Below are 24,154 nucleotides of genomic sequence, written 5' to 3' on the forward strand. Positions count from 1 at the left end.
GAGTGCATGATTGTCCATATGATATTGCATGAAGGATAGAAATAAATCCTGCCGTTAGACCTTTCTGTCTGCCGTACTGCTATTGCATGCGTACTATTTGCTGTGACTCAAAAACCATTCGTACAGCTCCGGATTGTCGTATGTTTCCGACCATGAATTATGGTCGACTCCGGGATAGACGGTGAAACGAACATTTCCGCCGGCACTTTTCAAAGCTTCGACCATCTTCTCCGATTCGGTAACAGAAATCACGCTATCTGCGTCTCCGTGAAAAACCCAGGCAGGCACGTCTTTCATGAAATGCGCGCTTCCCGGATCTCCGCCGCCGCAAATCGGCGCCACGGCCGCAAACAGCTGAGGGTAGTTCGACGCCATCTCCCATGTGCCGTAGCCGCCCATGCTTAACCCCGTTAAATAAATCCGGTCCGGGTCTGCCTGATGCGTTTGGATGATGTCATCAATCAACGCTTTGAGAGCCTGCTTTTCAACAGGCCAATAAGATGTCAGCGGGCATTGGGGGGATACGGCGATGAACGGAAAGTCTTCCTGCTGCTCGACGATTTTCGGAATGCCGTGAATTTTGACCAATTCCAGATCGCTGCCGCGCTCTCCTGCTCCGTGAAGAAACACGATCACGGGCCATTTCTTATCCTGCGCGCTGTCGTAGCTCTTAGGAAGATGCAGCAAGTAATCGAGTTTAACCTGAACGGCAATCGTTGCTTCGAATTTTTGCGCTAATTGGGTCATTTTCTCGCATCCTTTCGTTATTGGACGTACGGTCGGCAGGACCGCAGCTACAGTGCAGATCCTATCTCATTATAGAATAAGTTGGCAGTGAATGGACAGGTTAAGGTAAAATGTTGGAAGGAGATCGGCTGGCGAAGAGACAAGGAGGATGTGCGATGTCGAATCAGGAACCGTTTTTGGAGCAGGTAAGACAGCTGTGCTTGTCGTTTCCGGGCACGAACGAGCGAATCAGCCACGGAGCTCCGTCTTTTTTTATCGATGACAAGAAGTCTTTCGTTCAATACCGCAGCAATCATCATGGGGATGGAAAAATCGCCTTATGGTGCGCAGCGGCACCCGGTCTTCAATCGTTGCTCGTCCAAGCCGACCCCGAGATTCATTATGTGCCGGCATATGTCGGTCACCTGGGATGGATCGGCATGCGCCTCGACCGGGGAGCTGAGTGGGAGCAAATTGCAGCCGTAATCGGCGATGCCTACTTGGCCAGAGCGCCTAAGAAATATTTGAAGCTCGTAACGGAAACGAAGGCCGATAAGCGATAGCCGCCTCTAATAACAGCGTACGATGAGGGGAACGCGAAGGTCGAGTTAACCGCTTAACCGAAGAGGAGTCGTTGTTGACTTCAGCTGGCAAATGGATCATACTGGTAGCAATTAGGCGAGTGTGGGAGATGTTCAGTGATGATGCGGGAGCGCCGGGCAAGTCAAGCCTTGCACCAGGCTTCCAGCACATGAATGCCGCGGGTGGACATTGTTCGCCTGCGGCTTTTTGTTCTCCGCGTTACACGGCTGCCGCTGCAGGGTGAGAACATGCCCCTGCCAATCGCGAATAGGAGGATTACGATGCCGAGAATCGTATCGGTTTACTCAGAGAACAATGATTTTCAAAGATTCGAAGTGTTGAAGAGAAATAGAAACAAGCGGCATAAATATAATGAATTCTTCGTCGAGGGCGTTCGGAATATTAATGAGGCCGTCCGGAATGACTGGGTGATTAACGGCTTGCTGTATGCCAAGCACAAGCCGCTATCCAACTGGGCGAAGGATATCTTGTCGAACTCCAAGGCTGCTGTCCATTATGAGCTGCTTGGGGATTTGTTGGAGAAGCTGAGCGATAAAGAAGATACATCCGAGATTATTGCGATTGTATCCATACCGAAGGACGATCCTACACGCATTAAAGGCAATGAACAATTGCTGGTGGCCGTCTTTGACCGTCCGTCCAACCGAGGGAACCTGGGAACCATTATCCGTTCCTGCGATGCGCTGGGCTGTCAAGGTCTGATCCTGACCGGACATGCCGTCGACTTGTACGATCCCGAGACGATTCGGGCTTCGATGGGTTCGTTCTTCAACATCCCGATCGTCCGGCTGCATTCGCCTAATGATGTCCAGGAATGGGTGAATGAGTTGAGACAGAAATATGAGGGGGTGCAAGTCGTCGGTACAAGCGCGCAGGGGAGCAAGGAGGTGTACTATTGCGATTTTACGAAGCCAACGGTTCTTCTGATCGGCAACGAGACAGACGGATTATGTCATAAGTATAAAGAAATGAGCGATACGATGGTCAAAATACCGATCGGCGGATCGGCATCTTCGCTGAATGTTGCTTGCGCGACATCGATTATTTATTACGAGATTTTAAGGCAGAAGAATCTAGGCTCCTATCATCAATCGGCGATTTGAAAGCGCTAGCTTGGTAGATATTTCATATGCATCCAGGAGGTCGAGATCATCCAGATGAACGTATTAATATTGGGCGGCACGAGGTTTTTTGGCAAGAAACTGGTCGAACGGCTGATCGGCGAACAAGCCGATATTACGATTCTGACTAGAGGAAGCACGACCGACTCCTTCGGAGATGCGGTGACAAGGCTGCAGGCGGACCGGACCGATTCCGCAGCGCTAGCGCATGCAATAGGAAACCGTTCTTATGACGTCGTGTATGATAATATTTGCTACACGCCTGCGGAGGCGGCCGAGGCCGTTCGATTGTTTGCGGGCAAAGCAGGCAAATATATTGTGACATCCTCGCTTAGCGTGTATGCGTTCGGGGAGCCGCGCAAGCAGGAGGGCGACTTCGATCCATTCAGCTATCCCATTCCGAAGCCCTATGCAGCTCAAGCGGAGTATGCGGAAGGCAAACGGCTGGTGGAGGCGGTCTTCTTCCAGGAAGCATCCTTCCCGGTGGCAGCGGTCCGGTTCCCGATTGTGATGGGCCATGACGATTATACGAGGCGTTTGCACTTTCATGTGGAGCATGTGCAGCACGGTGAGCCGGTATGCATACCGAACCCGGAAGCCAAGCTATCCTTCATCAACGCAGACGAGGCGGCGGATTTTCTTGCCTGGTTGGGACGATCCGGCTTGGAAGGACCTGTCAATGCATGCTCGAAGGGCGAAATCTCGCCCGGGGAGATCATGTCGCTGATTTCGAAATCGACAGGCAAACCGGCCTTTGTAACGGACGGATCGGAAGATGCGGACCGTTCGCCTTACGGCGTTCCTGAGTCCTGGTATATGGACACCGCCTATGCGGATTCGGCCGGGTTTACGTTCAAGCAGCTGAACGATTGGCTGCCGTCATTGATCCGCGAGATGGCGGAATCCGAGTAACCGTTACGTTCGCTTATATGCATAAAAACAGGCGCAGTCCCGGTTGGGTCTGCGCCTGTTCGATGGCTGCATTAAGGATTCTTGCGGATATAGGAGTCCAATACGAAAGTGCCGAATGGAAGAAAGGACGCGATGAATGCCATAACGACGCGGAGAAAGGACCACTTTGCTGCGATCCACGCATGGATCAGCGCAAGTACATATAAGACGAAGAGCCCGCCGTGTATGGCTCCGACGATTGTAACGGGCGATGGAATATCGGCCCAGTATTTGAGCGGCATGGCGATAAACAGAAGGACGAGGAAGGAAATCCCTTCGATCAAGCTTACCAACCGAAAGCGTCCGACAGCAGTTTTTAGCATCTTTGTGAGACCTCCGTATCTGGTATGTTTCAACTATGTCTTCTAGTAGTATACCTTAAGAGGGACGGCTCAGGAACAGGACGACCCGTTGACTTGTATGACAATTTGATGTATTTTAGATAAAACTATGCACTGAATAACCATAATCAAGGAATTGAACTTTAGACGCATGCTTACGCAAAGAGAAGGAGTCCCTGGCTGAAAGGCTCCTCGTAACGGTCAAAGTTTCCCGCCTTGTAGTTGCCGCAGGGAACGATAGAAGTCCCCAGTATCTGCGGCCGGGAGTCCCCCGTTATCGATGAACGAGAGGATCGTACGCCGTATATTATTGCGGCTGTCGATTGAAATTTGGGTGGTACCACGAGCGCGCTCGTCCCTTTGCCGGGGACGGGTGCGCTTTTTTTCGTTCTGCAGCCGGCTGTCCGAAGCAGTGAGCCTCTGATCGCTCAGCTTCGGAGACGACGGAACAATCATTGGGATTAAGGAGAGGATTTACGATGAAACAACGACAATTATTCGTCCCTACGCTTCGCGAGGTTCCTGCGGAAGCCGAAGCGGTTAGTCACCGCTGGATGGTCAAGGGAGGCTTCATCCGCCAACTCGCTTCTGGCGTTTATACCTTCCTGCCGCTTGGACGCAAGGTGCTGCGCAGCATAGAAGCGATTATCCGGGAGGAGATGGAGCGTGCCGGAGCGCAGGAGGTGCTGATGCCGGCGCTGCAGCCGGTGGAGCTGCTTCAGCAATCCGGCCGTTATGACCTCTATGGACAGGATCTCTTCCGTCTGAATGACCGCAGCGGGAGAGAATTCGCGCTCGGACCGACACATGAGGAGGTTATTACCTCGCTGATCAAGCAGGAGATTACATCCTACCGGAAGCTGCCGGTGACGCTCTATCAGATTCAGACGAAATTCAGAGACGAGAGACGTCCGCGATTCGGACTGCTGCGCGGCAGGGAGTTCATCATGAAGGATGCATACTCGTTCGATGCGGATTGGGAAGGGCTTGCCCGTAATTATGATGCGATGTATGAAGCGTATCACCGGATCTTCTCCCGCTGCGGCTTGAATTTCAGAGCCGTTGAAGCGGACGCGGGCGCCATCGGAGGCGAAGGCGGTACCCATGAATTTATGGCTTTCGCCGAATCGGGCGAAGATATTATCGTTTCCTGCGAAGCGTGCGGCTATGCCGCCAACCTCGAGAAAGCGGAATCCGCGCAGGCAACAAGCGGCGATATGACAAACTCGATTGGCCGCCAGGCGGAATCCTATCTCAAGTTTCATACGCCCGGCTGGAAGACGATTGAGCAGCTTGTGGAATCGGTCGGCTGCAGCGCCGGTCATATTATTAAGACGCTCATCTATATGGCGGACGGCCAGCCGGTCGTCGTTCTAATTAGGGGCGACCATGAAGCGAATGAGACGAAGATTAAGAACCTGATCGGCGCAGAGGTTATCGAGCTTGCCGATGCGGATACCGTGCTCGCGGTGACGGGTTCCCCTGCCGGCTTCTCCGGCCCGGTCGGCTTGACGGCACCGCTTCTGGTCGATCATCATGTCGACGATATGAAGGAAGCGATAACGGGCGCGAACGAGCTGGATTATCATTTGAAACATGTCGTGCCAGGGCGGGACTTCACCGCCCATCTAACCGGCGACCTGAGGAATGTACAGGAAGGCGATGCATGTCCTCATTGCGGGAAAGGGCTGACAACCGCGCGCGGCATCGAGATCGGCCATGTATTCAAGCTTGGCAACCGGTACAGCGGCAAGCAGGGAGCGTCCTTTGTCGATTCCACGGGCAAGGAGCAGAATTTCGTGATGGGCTGCTACGGAATCGGCGTAACGAGGCTGATGGCTGCTATAATCGAGCAGCATCAGGATGAGCACGGCATGATTTGGCCGCTGTCGATTGCGCCCTACCACGTGCATATTATCGTCATGGCTATGCAGGACGATGCGCAGCGGGAAACGGGTCAGAAGCTGTATGATGAGCTGCGTTCCGCAGGCATTGAGGCGCTGCTCGACGATCGGGACGAACGGCCGGGCGTGAAGCTGAAGGATGCCGATCTTATCGGGCTCCCGCTGCGGGTTGTCGTCGGCAAGTCAATCGTGGAGGGACTTGTCGAGCTTAAAGCGCGGACAGGTACGGTCGAACGTGTTCAGGCGGAGCAGGCGGGAAGTATTATACGGGACCGTCTCGCCCAATTAAGCGGCACAGGAGGCTGACATATGAAACCCTATCAAGGTAAAACCGTGATGGTGACCGGTGCCGCAGGCGGGATTGGGCGCCGCTTGGCAGCGGCTTATGGAGCTGAAGGAGCACAGGTCGTTGTCACGGATCGGGAAGGATACGGCGGGGACGAAATCGTGAAGGACATCGCAGCAGCGGGCGGAAGCGCGTACTTCGCAGCGGCTGACTTAGGCCGGCCCGAAGAGATCGTGCAGCTGTTCGCTAACGTGGATCAAACGTACGGGGCGCTTGACATTCTGATCAATAATGCCGGATTTGGCATCTGGAAATCGCCGCTCGAGCTGTCGGTGGAGGAGTGGGACAGCGTCATGAACGTGAATTTGCGCGGTACCTTCCTATGCAGCCGGGAGGCGGCGAAACGGATGAAGGCACAAGGCGGCGGGCGCATCGTCAATGTTGCATCGACAAGAGCGGCCATGTCCGAGCCTTCCAGCGAAGCCTATGCCGCTTCCAAGGGAGGCATCGCATCATTGACGCATGCTCTCGCCGTTTCACTCGGGCCTGACGGGATTACCGTCAACTGCATTAGTCCGGGTTGGATCGAGACCGGCGATTATGACGCGCTTCGGCCGATCGATCACATGCAGCATCCGTCAGGCCGTGTGGGCAAGCCCGGGGATATCGTGCGGGCATGTATGTATTTCACATCGCTGGACAACGACTTCGTGACGGGCACGAATCTGACCGTTGACGGGGGAATGACGCGCAAGATGATCTACGAACCCTAAATCCGGTCATGATCGGTATCCATGACTAGGGCTCGGCCATAATTCGGCAGCGGCTAGGATTCCTTGAGGCGATCGATTGCCTCCGCCATCGTACGGTCCGTTAGATGCGCATAGATTTGCGTCGTTTCCGGAGAGGCATGGCCAAGCTGCTCCTGCGTCTTGTACAGGTCATTGCGCAAATAATAGTCCGTGGCGAAGGAATGGCGCAGCTTATGGACGGACAGGTACGGCTTGCCGAACCGTTTGGCATATTTGATGACCATCTCTTGTATGGCGCGTTTGGTCATTCGCGAGCCTTCTTTCTTGCCGTTGGCGATGGCGAGGAAGAGGGCTTTTTCCCGCTTAGGCGCTTTGTACTGCGACTCTCTCTGATTCAAGTAATGCTCGAATTCGCGGATCGCTTCCGTCCGGAAGTATACGGGCGTCTTGAACGTATCGTCGTTCTTGCCTTTGCGATAGACGTACAGCAGCTTCTTCTTGAGATCGAAATCGTCCATGTTCATATTAACAACCTCGGACACGCGCAGGCCGGAGTTCAGGATGAGGCTGACGATGCAGGTATCGCGGATGCGGTTGAGCGTGTAGGCGTACATCGCCTGCTTGTTCGTCGCAACATCGGTCCCGTAGTCCTCGTTGATGTAACGGATGAATTCGTCGATCTCCTGCTCCTGCAGCAGCTTGCCTTCCAGCTTGGCCGCGGTATCTTTGGGCTTATGGGCCCGCTTGATCGATACCTTAGCCATCACATTGCGCTTCAGCAGCGGATAGAACTCCTCGTCCTCCGCGATCTGGCTCAAGTAGTGGAAGAGCGACCGCATGGAGGCGAGCTTGCGCGAAATCGTTGTTCTGGCATTCATATGTTCCGGATGGGTAGCCAGAAACATCTTATAGCTGTCGATGCTGTCCATGTGCAGCTTCTCCAGCTCGCTTAGCGTAACATCCTTCAGCGAAGCCGCTGCGGACAAGCCTTCCGCCATGAGCCAGGAGAAGAACGTCTCGTAATCTCTCACGTATTCAAGCAGAGAAGACGGCGACAGGTCGGGCAGCTTGTAATTAATGAATTTCTCAACATACCAGGGCATCGACGGCGTCTTACGGTCGAGCTCCTGCCGATCTTTCACTTTAATAATGTTCATAACCGGTTCTCCTTCCGCTTAGCGTTGATTGAGTTCGCTCGTATCCGCAATGCTTCTATTGCTTCTATTGTAGCAGAGCAGAGGAAGACATGGAACGTGGAACCGGTTGTGGGCATGAAGTATTTACAATCACTGCCTTACATGTTAAAATAGATAACCATTAGCAGCTCGCATTATTGCAAATGTTTGATGTAAGACCAATGCTTGTATTAGATGTACGAAGGAATCAGCTGCGATCCGATCGCTGTCTGCCATGAAATAAAGAAAGAAGGCTGCACGTATACAGCCTTCGCAAGGTCGCTGCCATTAAGGATTGTTGCTATGCTGCTTCGTGGGCAGCTTAGACGAGGGCGTGCCTTTACCGCGATGCTCCCGGTTTTTCTTATCTTTCTCTTGCGTGTCTTTCGTCTTCGCAACAAATTCACCCGTTGATTCGTTCATCTCTTGTCTCACGACCTCCAAGCCTTGGTTGATATCACTTTCGCCTTATGTCCCTATAGTCCAACGCCATGCCGGCGCCGTTGCCTTACTAGGATGTCCCAAACGGTTTACGTTTATTTTTGTCTTTGTCGTCGCCTTCTTCGTCATTCTCTTCTTTATTATTCTTATGCTGATGAATTTCGACTGGAGATTGCCCGGTTATATAGTCGAATGGCGTGTACCGGCTGTCTGGAATTTCTTTCATCGCGATCATTTTGGCAGCAATGATGGCAAGCAGCAGAACGATTGGCGTTGCAACGGACATTATGAGCAATAATCCGAAATCCATCGTGTCACCTCGACATGGGAACAGGTGTCCATGCACCTTTTCCGCAAACTTTGAAAATGTTTAATACCAATTTAACATAGAGTTGTTACTTGTTGCATAGAATCGGTTAAGAAAGAGTTACGATCATGAGCTGCAATGGAACAAGTGGCGCTAAAGAAAGGAGCAATATCAATGATGATGCATAATATATGGAACCCGACGCATGAAGAAATACGAGAGTGGGCTTACGAGGGAAGCAGCCTGCCGCATACGCATTGGGCGTTAACTTTAAATGATTTCAACAATCTGCCTGTCTTGATCGAGCTGGCCGGCGACAGCAATTGTCCGAAACGTTCGTTCTTTCTTGATTGCCTCTACAAGTTTACGGAGGAAGTTATCGAGAGAGACAATATGCATGAGCTGGTTCGCCTGGAGACGACGCTCGAGAAGCTGGAGACCTATATGCAGGCCGCGAATATCGAAGCATGGATTCACGATTCGCAGAAGCTGCTGAAATCCGAAGCGTATTCGGTACCTTTCTATAAAGGGATGGACTTGTATTGGTCTGCCAACTGGCCGTCCAACGCTTAATGGACGAGAAGGCCAGAGGCGTTCTCATAGTTTAATCTTTCGTATCGAACCGGTGAGCCTGAAGGCTTTCCGGTTTTTTCGATTTTTGTGGATTTGCGCTCGGCTTCCGGTAATGGAATGCAAGGCTGCTTCTCTGTGGTATAATCATCCCGAAACATGTTGTAAGGTACAAGAGTCTAAATTCAAAATACGCTAACCGCCTTTGTCATAGATTGCGGCCTACTCGAAAAGCTGAGGCGCAACAGCGTCTTTATGCAGGATATCCCTCATAAAGCTGTTGTGTTCAAATCTTATGTTCAGCTTTTATAATGTGAAAAGAATTACATGATGAAAAAGGAGCTTCCTTGTGTCAAGTCCTGTTGTCATACATAAGCGAAATGTCATTATTGCCGTTGCGATCGCGCTGTTTGTGCTTGGCATGGTCGCTATGCTGCTGGTAAGACTGCCAGGTGAGGGGCCCGTTGGACCAACCGGCTACGGTTATCAAAGTTACGAAGCGGATAACGGCGTGAAGCTGCATGTCATCCTGACAAAGCCATCCAATGTCACGCTTACGGCTATCGCGGATAATGTGACGGAGACTGCTCATTTCGGCATCAATGGCGGCTTCTTCTATGAGGGAGCGCTGCTGAGTATCGCGGTTGTGAACGATGTGCCGGTCAAAGGCGGCTTGAATGATTACGGATCAGGCGGTCAGAATGCCAAGTATGCGAGAGGAACGCTTGTGTGGGACGAGGCGACGGGAAATCTCAGCGTACAGGTCGTCCAGCGGACGGAGCAAATTATCGTAGCGGACCGCAGCCGCTTTTGGGCGCAGGGCGGAGTCAGTATGCTTCCGGGAAATCAGACGGCCTGGGAGCGTCAAGCCGCAGCGGAGATGCTCCCTGCGGCAGACGAGAAGCGCTTACGCACAGGGGCAGTATTCGACGAAACGCAAAGCTTGTATCTAATTGTCAGCGAGACGAAAGCGACGGCGGATGAATTCCGCTCCGCCATACTGGAGATGGGCGGGAAGGACAAATGGGTCGATGGCATCTTCCTGGATGGCGACGGATCGTCACAGATGAGATGCGCCGAGGCCATACTGCCGGGAGACCGCCGAGAGGTGTTCCAGATGATCAGGCTTCTGGAATAATGATGACGGCATCCAAGTCCGGAAAGGTGTGCGATGATGATGGAACATACAGACAAGACAGCGATCGTGATCGGTGCCGGAATAGGCGGACTAAGTGCGGCAATCGCGCTTCAGCAGATCGGATGGCGGGTGAAAATATTCGATAAAGTATCGGAGCTTGCGGACGTCGGAGCTGGGATTGTGCTGGCCGCCAATGCCATGAAGGCGCTCGAACGCCTCGGAGCTGCCGAGCAGGTCCGCAGAAGAGGGGCGGCTGTCGGTAAAGCTGAAGTCCGCACCTGGGACGGGAAGCTTATTGTCGATCTGCCTACTGCCCGCCAAGCGGAGCGTTACGGAACGCCGGGCTACCTGATCCACCGCGGCGAGCTGCAGAAGGTGCTTCTTCAGCAGCTGCGGCCGGAAACAGAGGTGAAGCTTGGTTACAAGCTTGTCTCTTGGGATATGACTGGATCGCAAGTAACCGCATGCTTCGAGGACGGCAGCAAGACAGAGGGCGCGCTGCTTATCGGCGCCGATGGCGTGCGATCTGCCGTCCGCGAACGGTTGTTTGGTTCCGAACCGCTGCGTTACAGCGGATTTACCGCTCTGCGGGGAATCGCCGCCTATGACGATCCGCATTACAGCGCTGAGCTCGGCGGCGGCTTCGAAGCGTGGGGGCCGGGGAAGAGGTTCGGCTTCTCTCATCTAGGGCAAGGACGCGTTTTTTGGTTCGCGGCGATTAATTCGCCGGCTGACGCGCATGTTGCGCGGGGGCTGCGTAAGCAAGCGGCCTTGCAGCATTTTCAAGGGTGGTATAATCCCATTGAAGCGGTCATCGAAGCAACCGAGGAATCGGCCATCCTCTCCCATCCGATCTATGACCGGAAGCCGCTGAAGGCATGGAGTACCGGTTGTGTCACGCTGCTTGGCGACGCCGCCCATCCGATGCTGCCGAATCTGGGTCAGGGAGGAGCGCAAGCGATGGAGGACGCTGTCGTGCTGGCTTTCTCGCTTCAGAGCGCATCCGGCATACCGGAGGCGCTTGCCATGTATGAACGATTGCGGATCGGCCGCACGGCCCGCATGGTCTCGCAATCGCGCAAGATGGGACGGATGGTGCAGCTGGAGAATCCGCTTGCGGTTGCAGCTCGCAACGCCCTTCTGCGGACGATTCCGGCCGGATTCCAAGTCAAGCAGCTGGATTGGATTATGGGAGAGGATGTGTATAATAGATGACGTTACGTATTCGGATGGAAACGGCTGATGATCGGGATAAGGTCAGAGCGGTGCTCGTGCAAGCTTTCGACAATCGGGAGGACGAAGCGCTTCTCGTTGAACGGATTCGCAGATCGCCGGAATTCATTCCCGAGCTGTCTATCCTGGCCGAGACAAGCTCAGGTGAAATCGCCGGACATCTCTTGATTAGCAAGGCGGTGGTCGTAGAGGGCGATCTTCGGCATCCCGTCCTGGTGCTTGCGCCCCTTGCGGTGAAGCCTGCCTGCCAGAAGAGCGGGATCGGCAGCCGGCTGATGGAAGAAGGGCTTCGAATCAGCCGTGAGCTTGGCTATGCCGCAGTGATGCTGATCGGGCATCCGGCCTATTACCCGCGTTTCGGGTTCAAGCCGGCGCGTGCCTACGGGATCGAGCTGAAGCAGTATGAAGTGCCTGATGAAGTATTTATGGTTTGCGAGCTGAACGGATTGGAAGGGATATCCGGCGAGCTTCGGTATCCCGCCTCCTTCGACGGGATATAGCGATCAGATCTTGCATTTTCAACGTGGATGTATGTAATAAGAAAGGATGTGTGTGTATCACATGAATAGAACGAAGACAACCGTTGCGGCGGGGGAGCAGGAGCTGAAGTCGGTCTATGCGATTCGCAGAGCCGTCTTCGTACAGGAGCAGGGGGTATCGGAGGAGGAGGAGTATGATGAGCATGAAGAATCCTCCGACCATGTGCTGGTCTATTATGACGGGCAGCCGGTTGGGACGGGAAGACTTCGCGTGCTCGACTCCAAGGCTAAGCTGGAGCGGGTATGCATCCTGCCCGAATACCGTAAATACGGTCTTGGAAGAGAAGTGATGACGGCTCTGGAAGAGGCTGCCCGCAGCAAAGGGCTGTCCCATGCGAAGCTTCATGCCCAAACGCATGCCCGGGATTTCTATACGAAGCTGGGGTACGAGCAGGTATCCGAAGAATTTATGGAAGCGGATATTCCGCATGTGGCCATGGTAAAACCGTTATAAACCCGGATAAGGAGCGGAAGCAAGAGATGACAGATATGCACAAGATATCGGGATCGGGAGAACGCCCTGTCCACGATTACTACCGGCATGCCGGAAAGGCGTATGCCCTTCTTCCCGGTACGATCGACCGGCTTCGTGAGCTTAAGGAAGCCTTGGGACAAGCGGATGAAGACTTCCTGGCGATCGAGCTCAGAACGATGCTCGAACGTCTGGAAGAGATACGGGAACTCATGGAGGAAGGACCGCAAGGATAGTGTTTAATCATGCTGGCCTTTTGGGTGACAGCAGTAACCGCATTAGATGCTCATTAATATGAGAAACTTTTAATATCATTAAATGTTTCTAGTAATGGATATACAAGTCTTTCCTGCGTGCTAGAATGTTCCGGACTACGAATATCAGCATAGCGGAGGGATTATCGCATCGTGATCAAACATTTGAGAATTCTTGTATTATGTGCTCTTGTCGTTACGATTGCGGCTGCTGCAGATCAAGGCAGAGCCGAAGCAGCTGCGCCAGCTACTTTGAAGTATGGAAGCACAAGTCCTGACGTACCGGATCTGCAGTACAGGCTGCAAATTCTCGGCTACTATAAACCGGCCATAACGAAGATCTTCGGGGTATCGACTCAAACCGCCGTCAAACAATTTCAAAAAAAGTACGGCCTGTCCGCGGACGGCATTGTCGGACCGCGTACATGGTCCGTATTGAAGAAGGTTTCCGTCAGCAAGCCTGAGCTCTCGAAGCTGGCGCGCGTCATTTATGGCGAAGCCAGAGGAGAATCGTATAAAGGACAAGTCGCCGTGGGAGCTGTCGTCATGAACCGGGTGCAGTCTTCCAAATTTCCGAATACATTGCACGGCGTCATCTTCGAGCCTTCGGCGTTCACGGCCGTTAACGACGGGCAGTATTGGCTCATTCCTGATGCGACGGCGTTCCAAGCGGCCAAGGATGCTGTCAAAGGCTGGGATCCGACAGGGAATGCCTTGTTCTACTACAATCCAGATACGGCAACCTCGGATTGGAGCCGATCCCGTACAGTCAGCAAGAAAATCGGCAATCATGTATTTACCTATTAAGCAGTGGGCGCTCGGATCATTCGATTCGAATGCGGCACTCCACCTGAAGAAATCCGCGGATACCGCGGATTTTTTCTTTTTGCAGATCAGAAAGTATACGTTCTACGCAGAGGCTGTTCTGAACTTGTACTGAGGAAGAAATATACTTCGCCGCAGCGGCCGGCGAAGTATATTTCTTTTCACTCGAGCTGCAACCCTTTCGCCGGATTTGGCGTCATGAGAATAAATGGTTCAGTTAGTCAAATTTGCTCGTGTACGACTGAGGGGGATGAATGTGCAGCTAGGTTGGAAAGCGCTTATCGTGATTAGTCTCATCGGTTTGCTCATAGGCTGCGAGACGAAGGCAGGGAATGAAGTGGGAGGATTGGAGGCTATCCCAAGCCCCGACCGCAATGAAGTGCCGAGCTTGAAGCTTTCAATCGGTTCGAAGTCGGTGCCGAAAGTTACAGGAGGCTTCGAGTGGACCGCCAAACATGGCAATACCGAGACTACGACCAAGACCGATGCCGAGCCTGTACGAAGCGGCCTAAAGAAGCTGGATGCGGCGAAGGCTGATCCGGGAGCATTGTTGAACATCGATTTCGACTACAAACCGCAGCGGTTGAACGTTTACCGGTGGGAAGGGGAGGGCGATGTCATTCAAGTACCTGTAGAACAGGATACGGTCACGCTGCCTTCCGAAGCTGGCGTGTATATGTTCAAGCTGAAGGCGGAATGGGAGGAGGGAGATCTATCATTCGGTACGAAAATCGAGATTGTCGAGTCTTCTTCATCTTCCGGGAATGAAGTTGTATCCGGCGGCGTCATCGATATTCACGGCAATGTCGAGAATGTTGAGCTGTTGGATTCGTTCCTGGCCGGCGGGCTGGAGCGGCTGAGAATCACGCATTATACGAAAGAAGGGGATCCTATCTATCATGATTTGACCGCATCACAAGACGGGATCGAGCTTCGGTATGACACGACCGAGGATAAATTCGGTTCTCCGCAGGTGCATACCTATTCATGCGGCCGGCTTGAACGTGCCGAGTCGGATACGGCATTAACCTACACCATGAAGAACTGTTCGGGTAAACAGAAGGATATCGAAGTGCTTCAGATTGATTATGACCTGTCGAAGCAGGACTATTTTGCCTTCGCGCTTCAATATGGCGTGGGGGAGCGGAATGTGATCGATACGATCCAGGGCAGGCTGGTGAAAGATTTGCAGAACGGAGAGGTGACGGAGGTTTCGGATTTCAAGCTGAAGCCCGATCAGATGCAGGCCATTTATAAGCAGCTCAAGCTGTCGAACTTTCTCGGCGAGAAAAAGCTCTCGACGGCTTGTAACCGCAAGCCTCACGTCAGCTATTCGCTGCAGGTCAAAATAAACGGCGGCTCCGCCGATTTCAAGTGGTCGGAATGCGATGAGAGCAAGCATGGGAATCAGATGACGAAGATCGCCGAAGAGATCGCCGCCATGGTGGCTTCGACGGACACCTACATGTAATTGCCGGAAGTGAGAGGACATTATGAATAAATCGCCTTCCAATACCCCCATAAACTGGTAAAGTGAAACGAATCTTATTTACGAGACAATTCGGATTCATTATTTATCGAGAGGAGCGATGTTGAATGAAGAAGTGGTTAGCCGGTTTTCTCGTAATCATGCTGCTATTATCCGGCGGTACGGCTGCGATGGCACACGGGAATTCGGGGAAGAAAGGGGATCACGGGAATAAGCATAAACACGGAGACAAGTGGAAAGACGATTGCGATGATGTCGTAAAGGGGTTGGAGCATGCGCTTAAGAAAGTGAAGAACGAGAAGGCGAAGGCTGCGATCAAGCAGAACATCGAAGCCCACAAGCTGAAATGTAAAGGCTACGAAGATGATGACGACGATGACGACCATGACGATGACGATGATGATCGTCCTGCATTAACGGATAATCAACGCGTAACCAATGACAAGACGGCCCTTCAGATCCGATATCGTAATGGCGATTCCGCCAGCCGCGTAACGGGGCCAATCGTACTCGATACGAAAGGAAAATATGGATCGAGCATTCAGTGGAGCTCGAATAAGCCCGAAGTCATCTCCAATAATGGTCAGAACGTCAAGCGTCCGTCCGGAACGGATGAAACGGTCGTCATGACGGCGACGATTCGCTATAAGAAAGCACAAGCGGTCAAGTCGTTCACGCTGCGGGTTGCCGCAAACGCCTCCACATTGACAGATGCCCAAAGAGTCGAGCAGGACAAAGCCGCGCTGCAGATAGCGTTCAACGGCTCGGATTCGGCATCGAGTGTCACTCAGCCGCTCAAGGAGCTGCCGGTCAAGGGCAAGAACGGATCGACGATAACATGGCATTCAGGGGCGCCGAACATCATTTCAACCGACGGGAAGACGGTTAACCGTCCTGCGGCAGGCACAGGCGATGCGCTTGTGGCGCTGACGGCAGTCATTCAGTATCAAACGGCAGCCGACGTCAAGATGTTTCAGCTGACCGTCAAGCCGTACATGAATGATGCAGACCGGGTGGCCGCCGACAAAGCGGCATTGGCGATCGATTATGGCGGGAGCGATAATGCCTCGAGCGTAACCCGTCCATTCGACTCGCTGCCGGCAAAAGGAGTGAACGGCTCGGCGATTGTCTGGACTTCGAGCGATCCGGCCGTCATCTCGCATGACGGCAAGACGGTGCGCCGTCCTGTGAATGGCGCCGGCGATATCGGCGTCGTCCTTACGGCTGCCATACATGCAGGGAGCATAACGGATTACAAGATTTTCGTTGTCACGGTGAAACAGGAATTTACGACTGCAGAGAAGATTGCAGCCGATAAGGCGGAGCTTGCCATTGTTTTCGCCGATAAGGATTCCGCGGTCAGCGTTACGAAGCCGATCGGTTTGCCGCCGAAGGGGTATTATGGAAGTACGATCGCGTGGTATTCAAGCAATCCGTCCATCATGTCCAATACCGGATCGGTTTTGAATCGTCCGGCTAAAGGTCAAGGGGATGCGACCGTTACGATGACGGCTGTGATCAGCAATAACGGGATGACGGATTTGAAGTCTTTCGTAATCAAAATCAAACAAATGTCCTAATAAAAGAAATGAGCATTGGAGCCCGGGCTACCCTGGCTCCTTTTTTTGTGCAATGTAATGGTGCAGTTCACGGTTTGCAATCCGGAGTTCACAGTTCACAGTTCACAGTTCACAGTTCATAGTTCGAAGACTATCTCCCATTTCGCTGTTTGATCAGATCGGACGGAGCGTGGCCCGCAATTTTTTTGAATACCCGATTGAAGTACGGCGGATCGCAAAACCCGAGAGCATCCGATACTTCGGTTATCGTCATGTTCGTCTGCAGCAGCAAGTCGCGGGCGGTTGTGATCCGGATATGATGCATGAATTCAATCGGCGTTTGCCCCATGGTCTCTTTAAATATCGTCGTGACATAGTTTGGCGTTCGGTTCACCAGCTGTGCCAGATCCTGAATACGAATCTCTTCCTTATAATGACGGACGATGTAATGCTCGATTGTCCTTGCCATTGCCGCTTTATGCGCGGGAACGTCACGCTGCTCCAGCTCCTGCATTAACATGCCCAGCAATTCCATCAGAATGCCGGCGCATATCATTTCGCGGAAGGCCGATGGACTCAGCCACATCCGATATAACGACGAGAACCGCTGCCGCAAATATTCAAACCCTTTGGGACGAAACAGCCGGTATCCGGCACCTTCCATGATCGGGATGAAGGGAGCTTCATAAGACTCGGGGAGCTGAAATATTGCCGCGTACTTCTGATGCAGCACGGCGGGGTCGTGATATCCGGCACGAACGGTACCCGGGAAGATCAGCAGCACATCACCCTTCGTCAAATCGACGGACGTCGAATCCAACTCGTAGGTTAAGCTGCCGCCGGTGACTAACGCCAATATCGGATCCTCGGTCATACGGCTTGAAACCTGCCAATGCTCCATTCGGTCATCGAAAAAGACAGCTTTGAGTCCCATCATCTTCTGTTCACCTCTGCAGAAATAACGTTAGCCTTGAAAGCATTATCATTGTAGAATCATCCAACTCATTGTTGTTTTATTTATGGTCGTTGTCAAGTGGAGGACATACGATAGATACATAAAGATGAGGCTGCCTTACTAAGGGGGATGTGGAAGTGAGTGTTCATTTCGTGGCTGAAGTGGAAGAAATCCCGGAAGGCCATCGGAAAATCGTGCAAGTGGGGAAACGTTCAATTGGGATTTTCAATATCCGGGGGGAGTATTACGCGCTGCTCAATTATTGCCCTCATTACGGTGCCGAGCTGTGTAAGGGAATCGTGAGCGGAACGACGATGGAGTCGAAGGTGTATGAATACATTTACGGGAAGGATCAAGAAATAATCCGCTGTCCATGGCACGGCTGGGAATTCGATATTAAGACAGGCTGCTCGTTGTTCGATGAGAAGGTGAGGGCCAAACGGTACGAGGTTATCGTACAGGAGGGCCGAATCGGCCTCGTGCTTGGAGCATCGTCTTCCGAAGCGAAAGGAGAACAATAGAATGGCGAAACAAGGGATCGATATTATCGATTGCGATGTTCATATCTCATTGAGGGGCGGGCATGACCTGCTGCCGTACATGCCGGATGCCATGAAGAGAAGGCTGCTCGAGTCGGGAACCGGCGCGCTCTACAGCGGGTATTATTCGCCGGTCGGCGTGCCGCGCAAAGACGCAGCTCCCCCTGGCGGCGGTCCGGCGGCATCGGATCCGGATTTTCTGGTCGAGCAGCTCATCGATCAGCATCAAATCGATTACGCGCTTCTAACCGGCACCATGTACGACGTATCCAGCGGTCATGATGCGGATTATGCAGCGGCAATTGTTTCCGCGTACAATGATTATGTGCTCGATCACTGGATCGGCAAGCATCCCTCGTTCAAGGGAACGGTCGCCGTCTCGACGATCGATCCTCAATTGGCAGCGAGGGAGATCGACCGGCTGGGTCAGCATCCTGATATGGTGGCCGTCATTATGTCGAGCGCGGCGCGCATGCCCTTTGGCCAAAGATTCTATCATCCGATCTACGAGGCGGCGGAGCGGCAAGGGCTGCCGGTCATGATTCATCCCGGCACGGAAGGGGCCGGCAGCACGAACGGCCCTACGGCGGCCGGTTATCCGAGCTATTATCTGGAATGGCACACATGCCTCTCGCAAACCTTCATGGCTCATTTGGTCAGCCTCGTGTGCGAAGGGGTGTTCGAGAAATATCCGAAATTGAAGTTCGTCCTTGTCGAAGGCGGCGTCGCGTGGCTGCCTCACCTGATGTGGCGGCTGGACAAGAACTACAAAGCGCTTCGCTCGCAAGTCCCGTGGCTGAAAAAAATGCCGAGCCAATACATCCGCGAGCACTGTTACCTAACAACGCAGCCAATTGAAGAACCCGATCGTCCAGGCGATCTTATAACGCTGTTCAATATGATCGATGCCGAGAATATGCTGTTGTTCTCATCGGACTATCCGCATTGGGATTTCGACGATCCGCATGCGATTCTGCGAACGATGCCGGCCGATATGAAACGTAAAATTTACTACGAGAATGCAAAGCAGCTGTTTAAACTGTAAGGAGCGCTGAGAATAGAGGTTGAGCAGAGGGATTACGCTGTTCAACCTTTTTTGCGTCCGCGGTGTCAATACGGATCGTCGGACCATGCGGCGGCGTTACGGCAAAGATAACGATATAAGTGGAACCAAACACAGCATGACTGCAAAGGCAGGAGTCGTCCATCTCCATACGATCGCATCGATTTGCTGGAGCATTTATAGTCGACCTACCGCCATCATGCGGCGAAACAGCGCATATGGGAGCTGCCCCGCGGTGCGAACTGCCCGGAGGAGCCTGCGTAATTCACCGACCGGTTGCTGTTGTCGTCGGATTGCTAGCATGCAAACTTTTTTATTGGAGGTAAGATTCCTGCAGAATGTTCAGGCCTGTCGATTAACCATAAAAAAGAAAAAATCTACCTATTTGGGTAGTGATTGTAGCCCTTCAAACAAGCCGACGAATGATGAAGTGAGAGGATCTGATGTCCGGATAGTTCGTCTCCTATCAGGTGTTTGTCACAGATAACGGATTCCATGTCCGTGTACCGTGTAATGTAGGGGGCTGGACTTGTAACGGACACCAGAGACGTTATTGTTGAAAACCGAGCCGAATTGGAAAGGTTGCGGACACCAGAGACGTTATTCATGCGTTTATCGGAGGGAATGCGGTCATTTGGTGCGAATAGCGGATCTGATGTCCGGATGGTTCGTCCCTATCAGGTGTTTGTCACAATTAACGGATTCCATGTCCGTATAGCGTGAAATGAAGTTGGGCTGGACTTCTAACGGACATCGGATGCGCTATTGTCGAATACCGAGCAGAATAACCAAATCCAATCAGAGGAGCCCGCTAGCACTGCTCTAGAACGATTCTTCCAGCTCTGTTCGCATTTAGTTCGACTTATTTAGTGAACTCATGCAGTGAATCAATATACCCTTCTGGCCGTGAAGGCATGGGTGCAATATACAGAACGCAAGCGGGATAAAGTGCAGGCTCATTCCCGAAACTGAAATAGACGTGCGCATAGGGGTTGATTTCCGAATAAATAATGTTACAATAAAAAAGTATGTTACTTAACTTCAGGAGGTATCACAAGATTATGTCTAAAGATTTCAACACTGCATTGAAGCAGCGCCGCTCTATTTATGGAATCAGCAAAGAAACGGTCATCTCCGACGAACGGATCCAAGAAGTGATCTCCGATGCCGTCAAACATACGCCATCTTCCTTCAACTCCCAAAGCGCGCGTGTAGTTGTCCTATTGGGCGAGCAGCACGATAAATTCTGGAGAATGACGACAGAGACGCTCCGCAAGGTCGTTAATGATGAAGAGAAATTCGTATCGACGGCGGAGAAAATGGCTGCTTTCGAGAACGGATACGGCACGGTTCTGTTCTTTGAAGACCAGAAGGTAATCCAAGGCCTTCAAGAGCAGTTCGCCCCTTATAAAGATAACTTCCCCGTCTGGGCCGAGCATTCGAACGGCATGCTTCAATTCGTAGTATGGACATCTCTCGAACTGGAAGGCTATGGCGCATCGCTGCAGCACTACAACCCGCTGATCGACGATGCAGTGAAACGCGAGTGGAATCTTCCGTCTGAATGGAAGCTCATCGCTCAAATGCCGTTCGGCAAGCCGACGATGCAGCCGGGCGAGAAGCAATTCCAGCCAATCGATGCGCGCATGAAAGTATTCAAATAAACATAACGGTGTACTGTTATTGAAAACCGGGAACTCTCATAGGAGGGGATCCCGGTTTTCTGCGGTTCCGAATTACCCGATATCGTTAGCCGCATGATGAATGATACGTTATATGAGAAGATAACCTATAACCGATCTAGTATTGAGATGAATCAGATCGAATTTAACTATTTGTAATATGGTAGGATCTTTCTTAAACTTGTTAATTGACTGGTTCCCGACCGGTACAGCGATTTTTAGCAATTATTTCGCGGTAGTATGTATGATCGGAGATGGAATTGGTTAATCAATAGATGAACTATTGTAAGGTTATGACAATGATAAGGCGGAGGTAAAACGTACATGACGGCAGATATTTCTAACCGCCAGTCGCCCTGGCAGCTCTACTACGGTCCTAACTTGGGTTATATTCAGGAGCAGTATGAGCGGTACATGGAAGATGCTAATTCCGTAGATCCCTCGTATCAGACCATGTTTCGTGAGTGGGGGGCGCCACCGGCGCTGCAGCATAACGAAGCGGGTCGGCAAGCGGGATTGCAAGCGGCTGGCGGGAGCGGCACGATCGCGGCAGACCCCTCTTTTTATAAAAAGCTGGTGGATGCCGGTAAGCTAGTGCTTAATATCCGGACGTATGGACATTTAGCCGCGGATACCAATCCGCTCGACATGAGAGAGAAAGCGGACACCCGCTTGCTGGAGCCGGAGACCTTCCGATTGACGAAGGAAGATCTGACGAAGATTCCCGCTGCGCTCATATGGGAGGATGCGCCTGCATCCATTCAGAACGGCTGGGAAGCGATCCAGGAGCTTAAACGTATTTATACCGAATCATTCGGTTTCGAATTTGGTCACGTGCATGCCGAGGACGAGCGCTTATGGCTTAACCGTCACGCTGAATCCGGCATCGCAACTAAGCCGCTCAACTTGAAGGAACGCCAGGCGCTTCTATACCGGCTTATCGAGGTTGAAACGTTCGAGACGTTCCTGCAGAAAACATTCGTCGGCCAGAAGCGGTTCTCGATCGAAGGCACGGACACGCTTGTTCCGATGCTGGATGAGATCGTCCGTGAGATCGCGCACGACGGTGCGAAGAACATTATGATGGGCATGGCGCACCGTGGACGCCTTAACGTGCTGGCGCATGTGCTCGGCAAGCCTTACGGGAAGATATTCTCGGAATTCCAGCACGCGCCGAATAAAGATTTAATGCCATCCGAAGGATCTTCCGGTATCAACTTCGGTTGGACGGGAGACGTTAAGTATCATCTGGGTGCGCATCGTTCGGTTAAAGAAGGAGAAACGATCGAGACCCGTATCACGCTTGCGAACAACCCAAGCCATCTGGAGTATGTGAACCCTGTCGTTCAAGGCTTTGCCCGGGCAGCGCAGGATGACCGTAAGGAACCAGGATATGCGAAATCGGATTTTGGCTCCGCAGCTGCGGTACTTATGCACGGAGACGCTGCTTTCGCAGGTGAAGGCATCGTTCCGGAATCGCTTAACTTCAAGAAGCTGGTCGGCTATCAGAACGGTGGGACGATTCATATTATCGTTAACAACCGGATCGGGTTCACAACGGAAAGCTCGGATTCGCGTTCCACTTACTATTCAAGCGACTTGGCAAAAGGTTTCAACATTCCAATCGTCCGCGTCAACGCCGACGATCCAGAAGCATGTTTGGCCGTCATTCGGATGGCCTGCGAATATCGTTACCGCTTCCAAAAGGATTTCCTGATCGATTTGGTCGGATACCGCCGTCACGGCCACAATGAGACGGACGACCCGGAGACGACTCAGCCGATTCTATACAGAAAGCTGCGTGATCACAAAACGGTAAGCAATCTGTATGCCGATCATTTGATAAGCAAAGGCTTGATCAGCCAGGAGCAGTTCGAACAGCAGAAGAAGGAAGTGCTCGGACGGCTTCAAAGCGCGCTGGATGAGGTGAAGAACGCCGAGGAGCGCCAGGAGCCGGCCAAAATTACGCAAACGGAAACGAAGCGCCGGAGCCCGGAAATCGTTACATCGGTACCGCTGCCTAATCTGCAAGCCATCAACCGCGATCTGTTGAAATGGCCGGAGGGCTTCAAAGTATACGGCAAGCTGGAGCGTATTCTGAAGCGGCGCGAAGGCTCATTTGACGAGGGCGGCAAAGTGGATTGGGGCCTTGCGGAGACGATGGCATTCGCAACGATTCTCGCTGACGGCAAGCCGATCCGCATTACCGGCCAAGATTCCGAACGCGGCACGTTCGCGCATCGGAACCTGGTTCTGCACGATCCGGAAACCGGAGGCAAGTTCTGCCCGCTGCACACGCTGCCGCAGGCGCGCGCTTCGTTCTCGATCTATAACAGTCCGTTGTCCGAGGCATCGGTACTCGGATTTGAATACGGGTATAACGTTTACTCGCCGGAAACACTAGTCATCTGGGAAGCGCAGTTTGGCGATTTCGCCAATGCCGCACAGGTGATCATCGACCAATTCATCGCGTCGGGCAGAGACAAGTGGTCGCAGAATTCGAGCCTTGTTATGCTTCTTCCGCACGGCTACGAAGGTCAAGGGCCGGAGCATTCGAGCGCAAGATTGGAGCGTTTCCTTCAGCAAGCCGCGAATGAGAACTGGACCGTTGCGAATCTCACATCGGCTGCGCAATATTTCCACCTGCTCCGCCGTCAAGCTGCATTAACGCAGACGGAGGAAGCGAGACCGCTTATCATTATGTCGCCGAAGAGTCTGCTTCGCAATCCGCGCGTGGCTTCGGATCCGCAAGCGTTCAGCGAAGGGGTCTTCAAGCCTGTAATGGAGCAGCCTGGTCAAGGCGATACGCCGGATCAAGTGGAACGGCTCATTCTGTGCAGCGGCAAAATCGGGATCGAGCTGGCTGCAGCGATGGATCAGAGCGAGCAGCGCGATTGGAGCTGGCTGCATGTGGCTAGGATCGAACAGCTGTATCCATTCCCGAAAGTGGATATCGAACGCATTATCGGACGGTTCCCGAACTTGAAAGAAATCGTTTGGCTTCAGGAAGAACCGCAAAACATGGGCGCTTGGAACTATATGGAACCAAGAATCAACTCTCGTGCGCCAGGCGCTACGAGGGTCCGTTATGTGGGTCTGCCGAAGCAGTCTAGTCCGGCAAGCGGATTTTCTGAAATCCACCAGCACGATCAGCAGCGTATTATAGCGGAAGCAATGAGCCGTTAAGAACCAGGACGCGATCATTCCTAACTACGAGGAGGGCAACGGC

25 protein-coding genes are annotated in these 24,154 nt (G+C 52.6%); 19 read left to right on the plus strand and 6 right to left on the minus strand.

What is annotated here, in order from left to right; all coding sequences use genetic code 11:
• Positions 1–93: 93 nt before the first annotated feature.
• Positions 94–747 carry a carboxylesterase family protein gene (locus tag L1F29_RS13080; RefSeq protein ID WP_258388736.1) on the minus strand — a complete coding sequence of 218 codons (654 nt, stop codon included), beginning with the start codon at positions 745–747 and terminating at the stop codon, positions 94–96.
• A 155-nt stretch (positions 748–902) separates the two neighbouring features.
• Between L1F29_RS13080 and L1F29_RS13085 the strand changes: the two genes are divergently transcribed.
• The 3 genes from L1F29_RS13085 (at position 903) to L1F29_RS13095 (ending at position 3,362) form a co-directional block, all read left to right on the plus strand.
• Entirely contained in the window at positions 903–1,289 is a 387-nt protein-coding gene (locus L1F29_RS13085) for an MmcQ/YjbR family DNA-binding protein (protein WP_258388737.1), read from the plus strand.
• A gap of 300 nt (positions 1,290–1,589) precedes the next feature.
• Entirely contained in the window at positions 1,590–2,432 is an 843-nt protein-coding gene (locus L1F29_RS13090; RefSeq protein WP_258388738.1) for an RNA methyltransferase, read from the plus strand.
• 54 nt (positions 2,433–2,486) lie between these two features.
• Positions 2,487–3,362: an NAD-dependent epimerase/dehydratase family protein gene (locus L1F29_RS13095; RefSeq protein WP_258388739.1), complete on the plus strand. Its 876-nt coding sequence runs from the start codon at positions 2,487–2,489 to the stop codon at positions 3,360–3,362.
• 71 nt (positions 3,363–3,433) lie between these two features.
• Here L1F29_RS13095 and L1F29_RS13100 read toward each other — a convergent pair whose 3' ends face one another.
• Entirely contained in the window at positions 3,434–3,724 is a 291-nt protein-coding gene (locus tag L1F29_RS13100; protein WP_258388740.1) for a DUF3817 domain-containing protein, read from the minus strand.
• Between the two features lie 497 nt (positions 3,725–4,221).
• Here L1F29_RS13100 and L1F29_RS13105 point away from each other — a divergent pair, with 497 nt between their 5' ends.
• Entirely contained in the window at positions 4,222–5,952 is a 1,731-nt protein-coding gene (locus L1F29_RS13105) for a proline--tRNA ligase (protein WP_258388741.1), read from the plus strand.
• Between the two features lie 3 nt (positions 5,953–5,955).
• Complete coding sequence (locus L1F29_RS13110) at positions 5,956–6,705, plus strand: SDR family NAD(P)-dependent oxidoreductase (protein ID WP_258388742.1); 750 nt, start codon at positions 5,956–5,958, stop codon at positions 6,703–6,705.
• A gap of 53 nt (positions 6,706–6,758) precedes the next feature.
• Here L1F29_RS13110 and xerS read toward each other — a convergent pair whose 3' ends face one another.
• The 3 genes from xerS to L1F29_RS13125 form a co-directional block, all read right to left on the minus strand.
• Positions 6,759–7,841, minus strand: coding sequence for a tyrosine recombinase XerS (gene xerS / locus L1F29_RS13115; RefSeq protein WP_258388743.1), 1,083 nt, complete (start codon positions 7,839–7,841; stop codon positions 6,759–6,761).
• Between the two features lie 306 nt (positions 7,842–8,147).
• Entirely contained in the window at positions 8,148–8,282 is a 135-nt protein-coding gene (locus L1F29_RS13120) for a DUF4023 domain-containing protein (protein ID WP_258388744.1), read from the minus strand.
• Between the two features lie 88 nt (positions 8,283–8,370).
• The gene (locus tag L1F29_RS13125) at positions 8,371–8,610 is read right to left on the minus strand and encodes a DUF3951 domain-containing protein (protein ID WP_258388745.1); all 240 of its coding nucleotides are present in this window, start codon (positions 8,608–8,610) and stop codon (positions 8,371–8,373) included.
• Between the two features lie 171 nt (positions 8,611–8,781).
• On the opposite strand from L1F29_RS13125, the gene L1F29_RS13130 reads away from it, so the two are divergent.
• From L1F29_RS13130 to L1F29_RS13175, 10 genes are all read left to right on the plus strand, one after another.
• Complete coding sequence (locus L1F29_RS13130) at positions 8,782–9,180, plus strand: hypothetical protein (RefSeq protein WP_258388746.1); 399 nt, start codon at positions 8,782–8,784, stop codon at positions 9,178–9,180.
• 346 nt (positions 9,181–9,526) lie between these two features.
• Positions 9,527–10,315 (plus strand): hypothetical protein, encoded by a 789-nt coding sequence (locus tag L1F29_RS13135; protein WP_258388747.1) that lies wholly within the window; start codon positions 9,527–9,529, stop codon positions 10,313–10,315.
• Between the two features lie 36 nt (positions 10,316–10,351).
• Positions 10,352–11,530, plus strand: coding sequence for an FAD-dependent monooxygenase (locus L1F29_RS13140; RefSeq protein ID WP_258388748.1), 1,179 nt, complete (start codon positions 10,352–10,354; stop codon positions 11,528–11,530).
• Positions 11,527–12,048, plus strand: a complete 522-nt coding sequence (locus L1F29_RS13145) for a GNAT family N-acetyltransferase (RefSeq protein ID WP_258388749.1) — start codon at positions 11,527–11,529, stop codon at positions 12,046–12,048. Before L1F29_RS13140 ends, L1F29_RS13145 begins: the two co-directional genes overlap by 4 nt.
• A gap of 61 nt (positions 12,049–12,109) precedes the next feature.
• The gene (locus L1F29_RS13150) at positions 12,110–12,541 is read left to right on the plus strand and encodes a GNAT family N-acetyltransferase (RefSeq protein ID WP_258388750.1); all 432 of its coding nucleotides are present in this window, start codon (positions 12,110–12,112) and stop codon (positions 12,539–12,541) included.
• Between the two features lie 26 nt (positions 12,542–12,567).
• Positions 12,568–12,795, plus strand: a complete 228-nt coding sequence (locus tag L1F29_RS13155) for a hypothetical protein (protein WP_258388751.1) — start codon at positions 12,568–12,570, stop codon at positions 12,793–12,795.
• Positions 12,796–12,969: 174 nt separating this feature from the next.
• Complete coding sequence (gene sleB, locus L1F29_RS13160) at positions 12,970–13,620, plus strand: spore cortex-lytic enzyme (protein ID WP_373876541.1); 651 nt, start codon at positions 12,970–12,972, stop codon at positions 13,618–13,620.
• Positions 13,604–13,753 (plus strand): hypothetical protein, encoded by a 150-nt coding sequence (locus tag L1F29_RS13165; protein ID WP_258388752.1) that lies wholly within the window; start codon positions 13,604–13,606, stop codon positions 13,751–13,753. The genes sleB and L1F29_RS13165 overlap by 17 nt, the downstream gene beginning before the upstream one ends.
• A 141-nt stretch (positions 13,754–13,894) precedes the next feature.
• Positions 13,895–15,109 carry a DUF4362 domain-containing protein gene (locus L1F29_RS13170; RefSeq protein ID WP_258388753.1) on the plus strand — a complete coding sequence of 405 codons (1,215 nt, stop codon included), beginning with the start codon at positions 13,895–13,897 and terminating at the stop codon, positions 15,107–15,109.
• A 125-nt stretch (positions 15,110–15,234) separates the two neighbouring features.
• The gene (locus L1F29_RS13175; protein ID WP_258388754.1) at positions 15,235–16,707 is read left to right on the plus strand and encodes an immunoglobulin-like domain-containing protein; all 1,473 of its coding nucleotides are present in this window, start codon (positions 15,235–15,237) and stop codon (positions 16,705–16,707) included.
• A 130-nt stretch (positions 16,708–16,837) separates the two neighbouring features.
• On the opposite strand, the gene L1F29_RS13180 is transcribed toward L1F29_RS13175, so the two are convergent.
• The gene (locus L1F29_RS13180) at positions 16,838–17,623 is read right to left on the minus strand and encodes a helix-turn-helix domain-containing protein (protein WP_258388755.1); all 786 of its coding nucleotides are present in this window, start codon (positions 17,621–17,623) and stop codon (positions 16,838–16,840) included.
• Between the two features lie 155 nt (positions 17,624–17,778).
• Here L1F29_RS13180 and L1F29_RS13185 point away from each other — a divergent pair, with 155 nt between their 5' ends.
• The 4 genes from L1F29_RS13185 to L1F29_RS13200 all read left to right on the plus strand — a co-directional run bounded on the left by L1F29_RS13185 (position 17,779) and on the right by L1F29_RS13200 (position 24,111).
• Positions 17,779–18,162 (plus strand): Rieske (2Fe-2S) protein, encoded by a 384-nt coding sequence (locus L1F29_RS13185; RefSeq protein WP_258388756.1) that lies wholly within the window; start codon positions 17,779–17,781, stop codon positions 18,160–18,162.
• A gap of 1 nt (position 18,163) precedes the next feature.
• Positions 18,164–19,225, plus strand: a complete 1,062-nt coding sequence (locus L1F29_RS13190; protein WP_258388757.1) for an amidohydrolase family protein — start codon at positions 18,164–18,166, stop codon at positions 19,223–19,225.
• 1,079 nt (positions 19,226–20,304) lie between these two features.
• A complete protein-coding gene (locus L1F29_RS13195) occupies positions 20,305–20,907 on the plus strand; it encodes a nitroreductase family protein (RefSeq protein ID WP_258388758.1) in 603 nt (200 codons plus the stop codon).
• Positions 20,908–21,249: 342 nt separating this feature from the next.
• Entirely contained in the window at positions 21,250–24,111 is a 2,862-nt protein-coding gene (locus tag L1F29_RS13200) for a 2-oxoglutarate dehydrogenase E1 component (protein WP_258388759.1), read from the plus strand.
• Positions 24,112–24,154: the final 43 nt, after the last annotated feature.

Source organism: Paenibacillus spongiae, from assembly GCF_024734895.1.
Classification (GTDB): Bacteria; Bacillota; Bacilli; order Paenibacillales; family Paenibacillaceae; genus Paenibacillus_Z; species Paenibacillus_Z spongiae.

What these genes read in the sequence shown, in the direction of transcription:
- L1F29_RS13155 (WP_258388751.1), top strand. Translation starts at nt 12,568, where the DNA reads ATGACAGATATGCACAAGATATCGGGATCGGGAGAACGCCCTGTCCAC.
- L1F29_RS13130 (WP_258388746.1), top strand. Translation starts at nt 8,782, where the DNA reads ATGATGATGCATAATATATGGAACCCGACGCATGAAGAAATACGAGAG.
- L1F29_RS13195 (WP_258388758.1), top strand. Translation starts at nt 20,305, where the DNA reads ATGTCTAAAGATTTCAACACTGCATTGAAGCAGCGCCGCTCTATTTAT.
- L1F29_RS13110 (WP_258388742.1), top strand. Translation starts at nt 5,956, where the DNA reads ATGAAACCCTATCAAGGTAAAACCGTGATGGTGACCGGTGCCGCAGGC.
- L1F29_RS13190 (WP_258388757.1), top strand. Translation starts at nt 18,164, where the DNA reads ATGGCGAAACAAGGGATCGATATTATCGATTGCGATGTTCATATCTCA.
- L1F29_RS13145 (WP_258388749.1), top strand. Translation starts at nt 11,527, where the DNA reads ATGACGTTACGTATTCGGATGGAAACGGCTGATGATCGGGATAAGGTC.
- L1F29_RS13180 (WP_258388755.1), bottom strand. Translation starts at nt 17,623, where the DNA reads ATGATGGGACTCAAAGCTGTCTTTTTCGATGACCGAATGGAGCATTGG.
- L1F29_RS13165 (WP_258388752.1), top strand. Translation starts at nt 13,604, where the DNA reads ATGTATTTACCTATTAAGCAGTGGGCGCTCGGATCATTCGATTCGAAT.
- L1F29_RS13085 (WP_258388737.1), top strand. Translation starts at nt 903, where the DNA reads ATGTCGAATCAGGAACCGTTTTTGGAGCAGGTAAGACAGCTGTGCTTG.
- L1F29_RS13125 (WP_258388745.1), bottom strand. Translation starts at nt 8,610, where the DNA reads ATGGATTTCGGATTATTGCTCATAATGTCCGTTGCAACGCCAATCGTT.
- L1F29_RS13080 (WP_258388736.1), bottom strand. Translation starts at nt 747, where the DNA reads ATGACCCAATTAGCGCAAAAATTCGAAGCAACGATTGCCGTTCAGGTT.
- xerS (WP_258388743.1), bottom strand. Translation starts at nt 7,841, where the DNA reads ATGAACATTATTAAAGTGAAAGATCGGCAGGAGCTCGACCGTAAGACG.
- L1F29_RS13100 (WP_258388740.1), bottom strand. Translation starts at nt 3,724, where the DNA reads ATGCTAAAAACTGCTGTCGGACGCTTTCGGTTGGTAAGCTTGATCGAA.
- L1F29_RS13150 (WP_258388750.1), top strand. Translation starts at nt 12,110, where the DNA reads ATGAATAGAACGAAGACAACCGTTGCGGCGGGGGAGCAGGAGCTGAAG.
- L1F29_RS13120 (WP_258388744.1), bottom strand. Translation starts at nt 8,282, where the DNA reads ATGAACGAATCAACGGGTGAATTTGTTGCGAAGACGAAAGACACGCAA.
- L1F29_RS13095 (WP_258388739.1), top strand. Translation starts at nt 2,487, where the DNA reads ATGAACGTATTAATATTGGGCGGCACGAGGTTTTTTGGCAAGAAACTG.
- L1F29_RS13175 (WP_258388754.1), top strand. Translation starts at nt 15,235, where the DNA reads ATGAAGAAGTGGTTAGCCGGTTTTCTCGTAATCATGCTGCTATTATCC.
- L1F29_RS13200 (WP_258388759.1), top strand. Translation starts at nt 21,250, where the DNA reads ATGACGGCAGATATTTCTAACCGCCAGTCGCCCTGGCAGCTCTACTAC.
- L1F29_RS13105 (WP_258388741.1), top strand. Translation starts at nt 4,222, where the DNA reads ATGAAACAACGACAATTATTCGTCCCTACGCTTCGCGAGGTTCCTGCG.
- L1F29_RS13090 (WP_258388738.1), top strand. Translation starts at nt 1,590, where the DNA reads ATGCCGAGAATCGTATCGGTTTACTCAGAGAACAATGATTTTCAAAGA.
- L1F29_RS13140 (WP_258388748.1), top strand. Translation starts at nt 10,352, where the DNA reads ATGATGGAACATACAGACAAGACAGCGATCGTGATCGGTGCCGGAATA.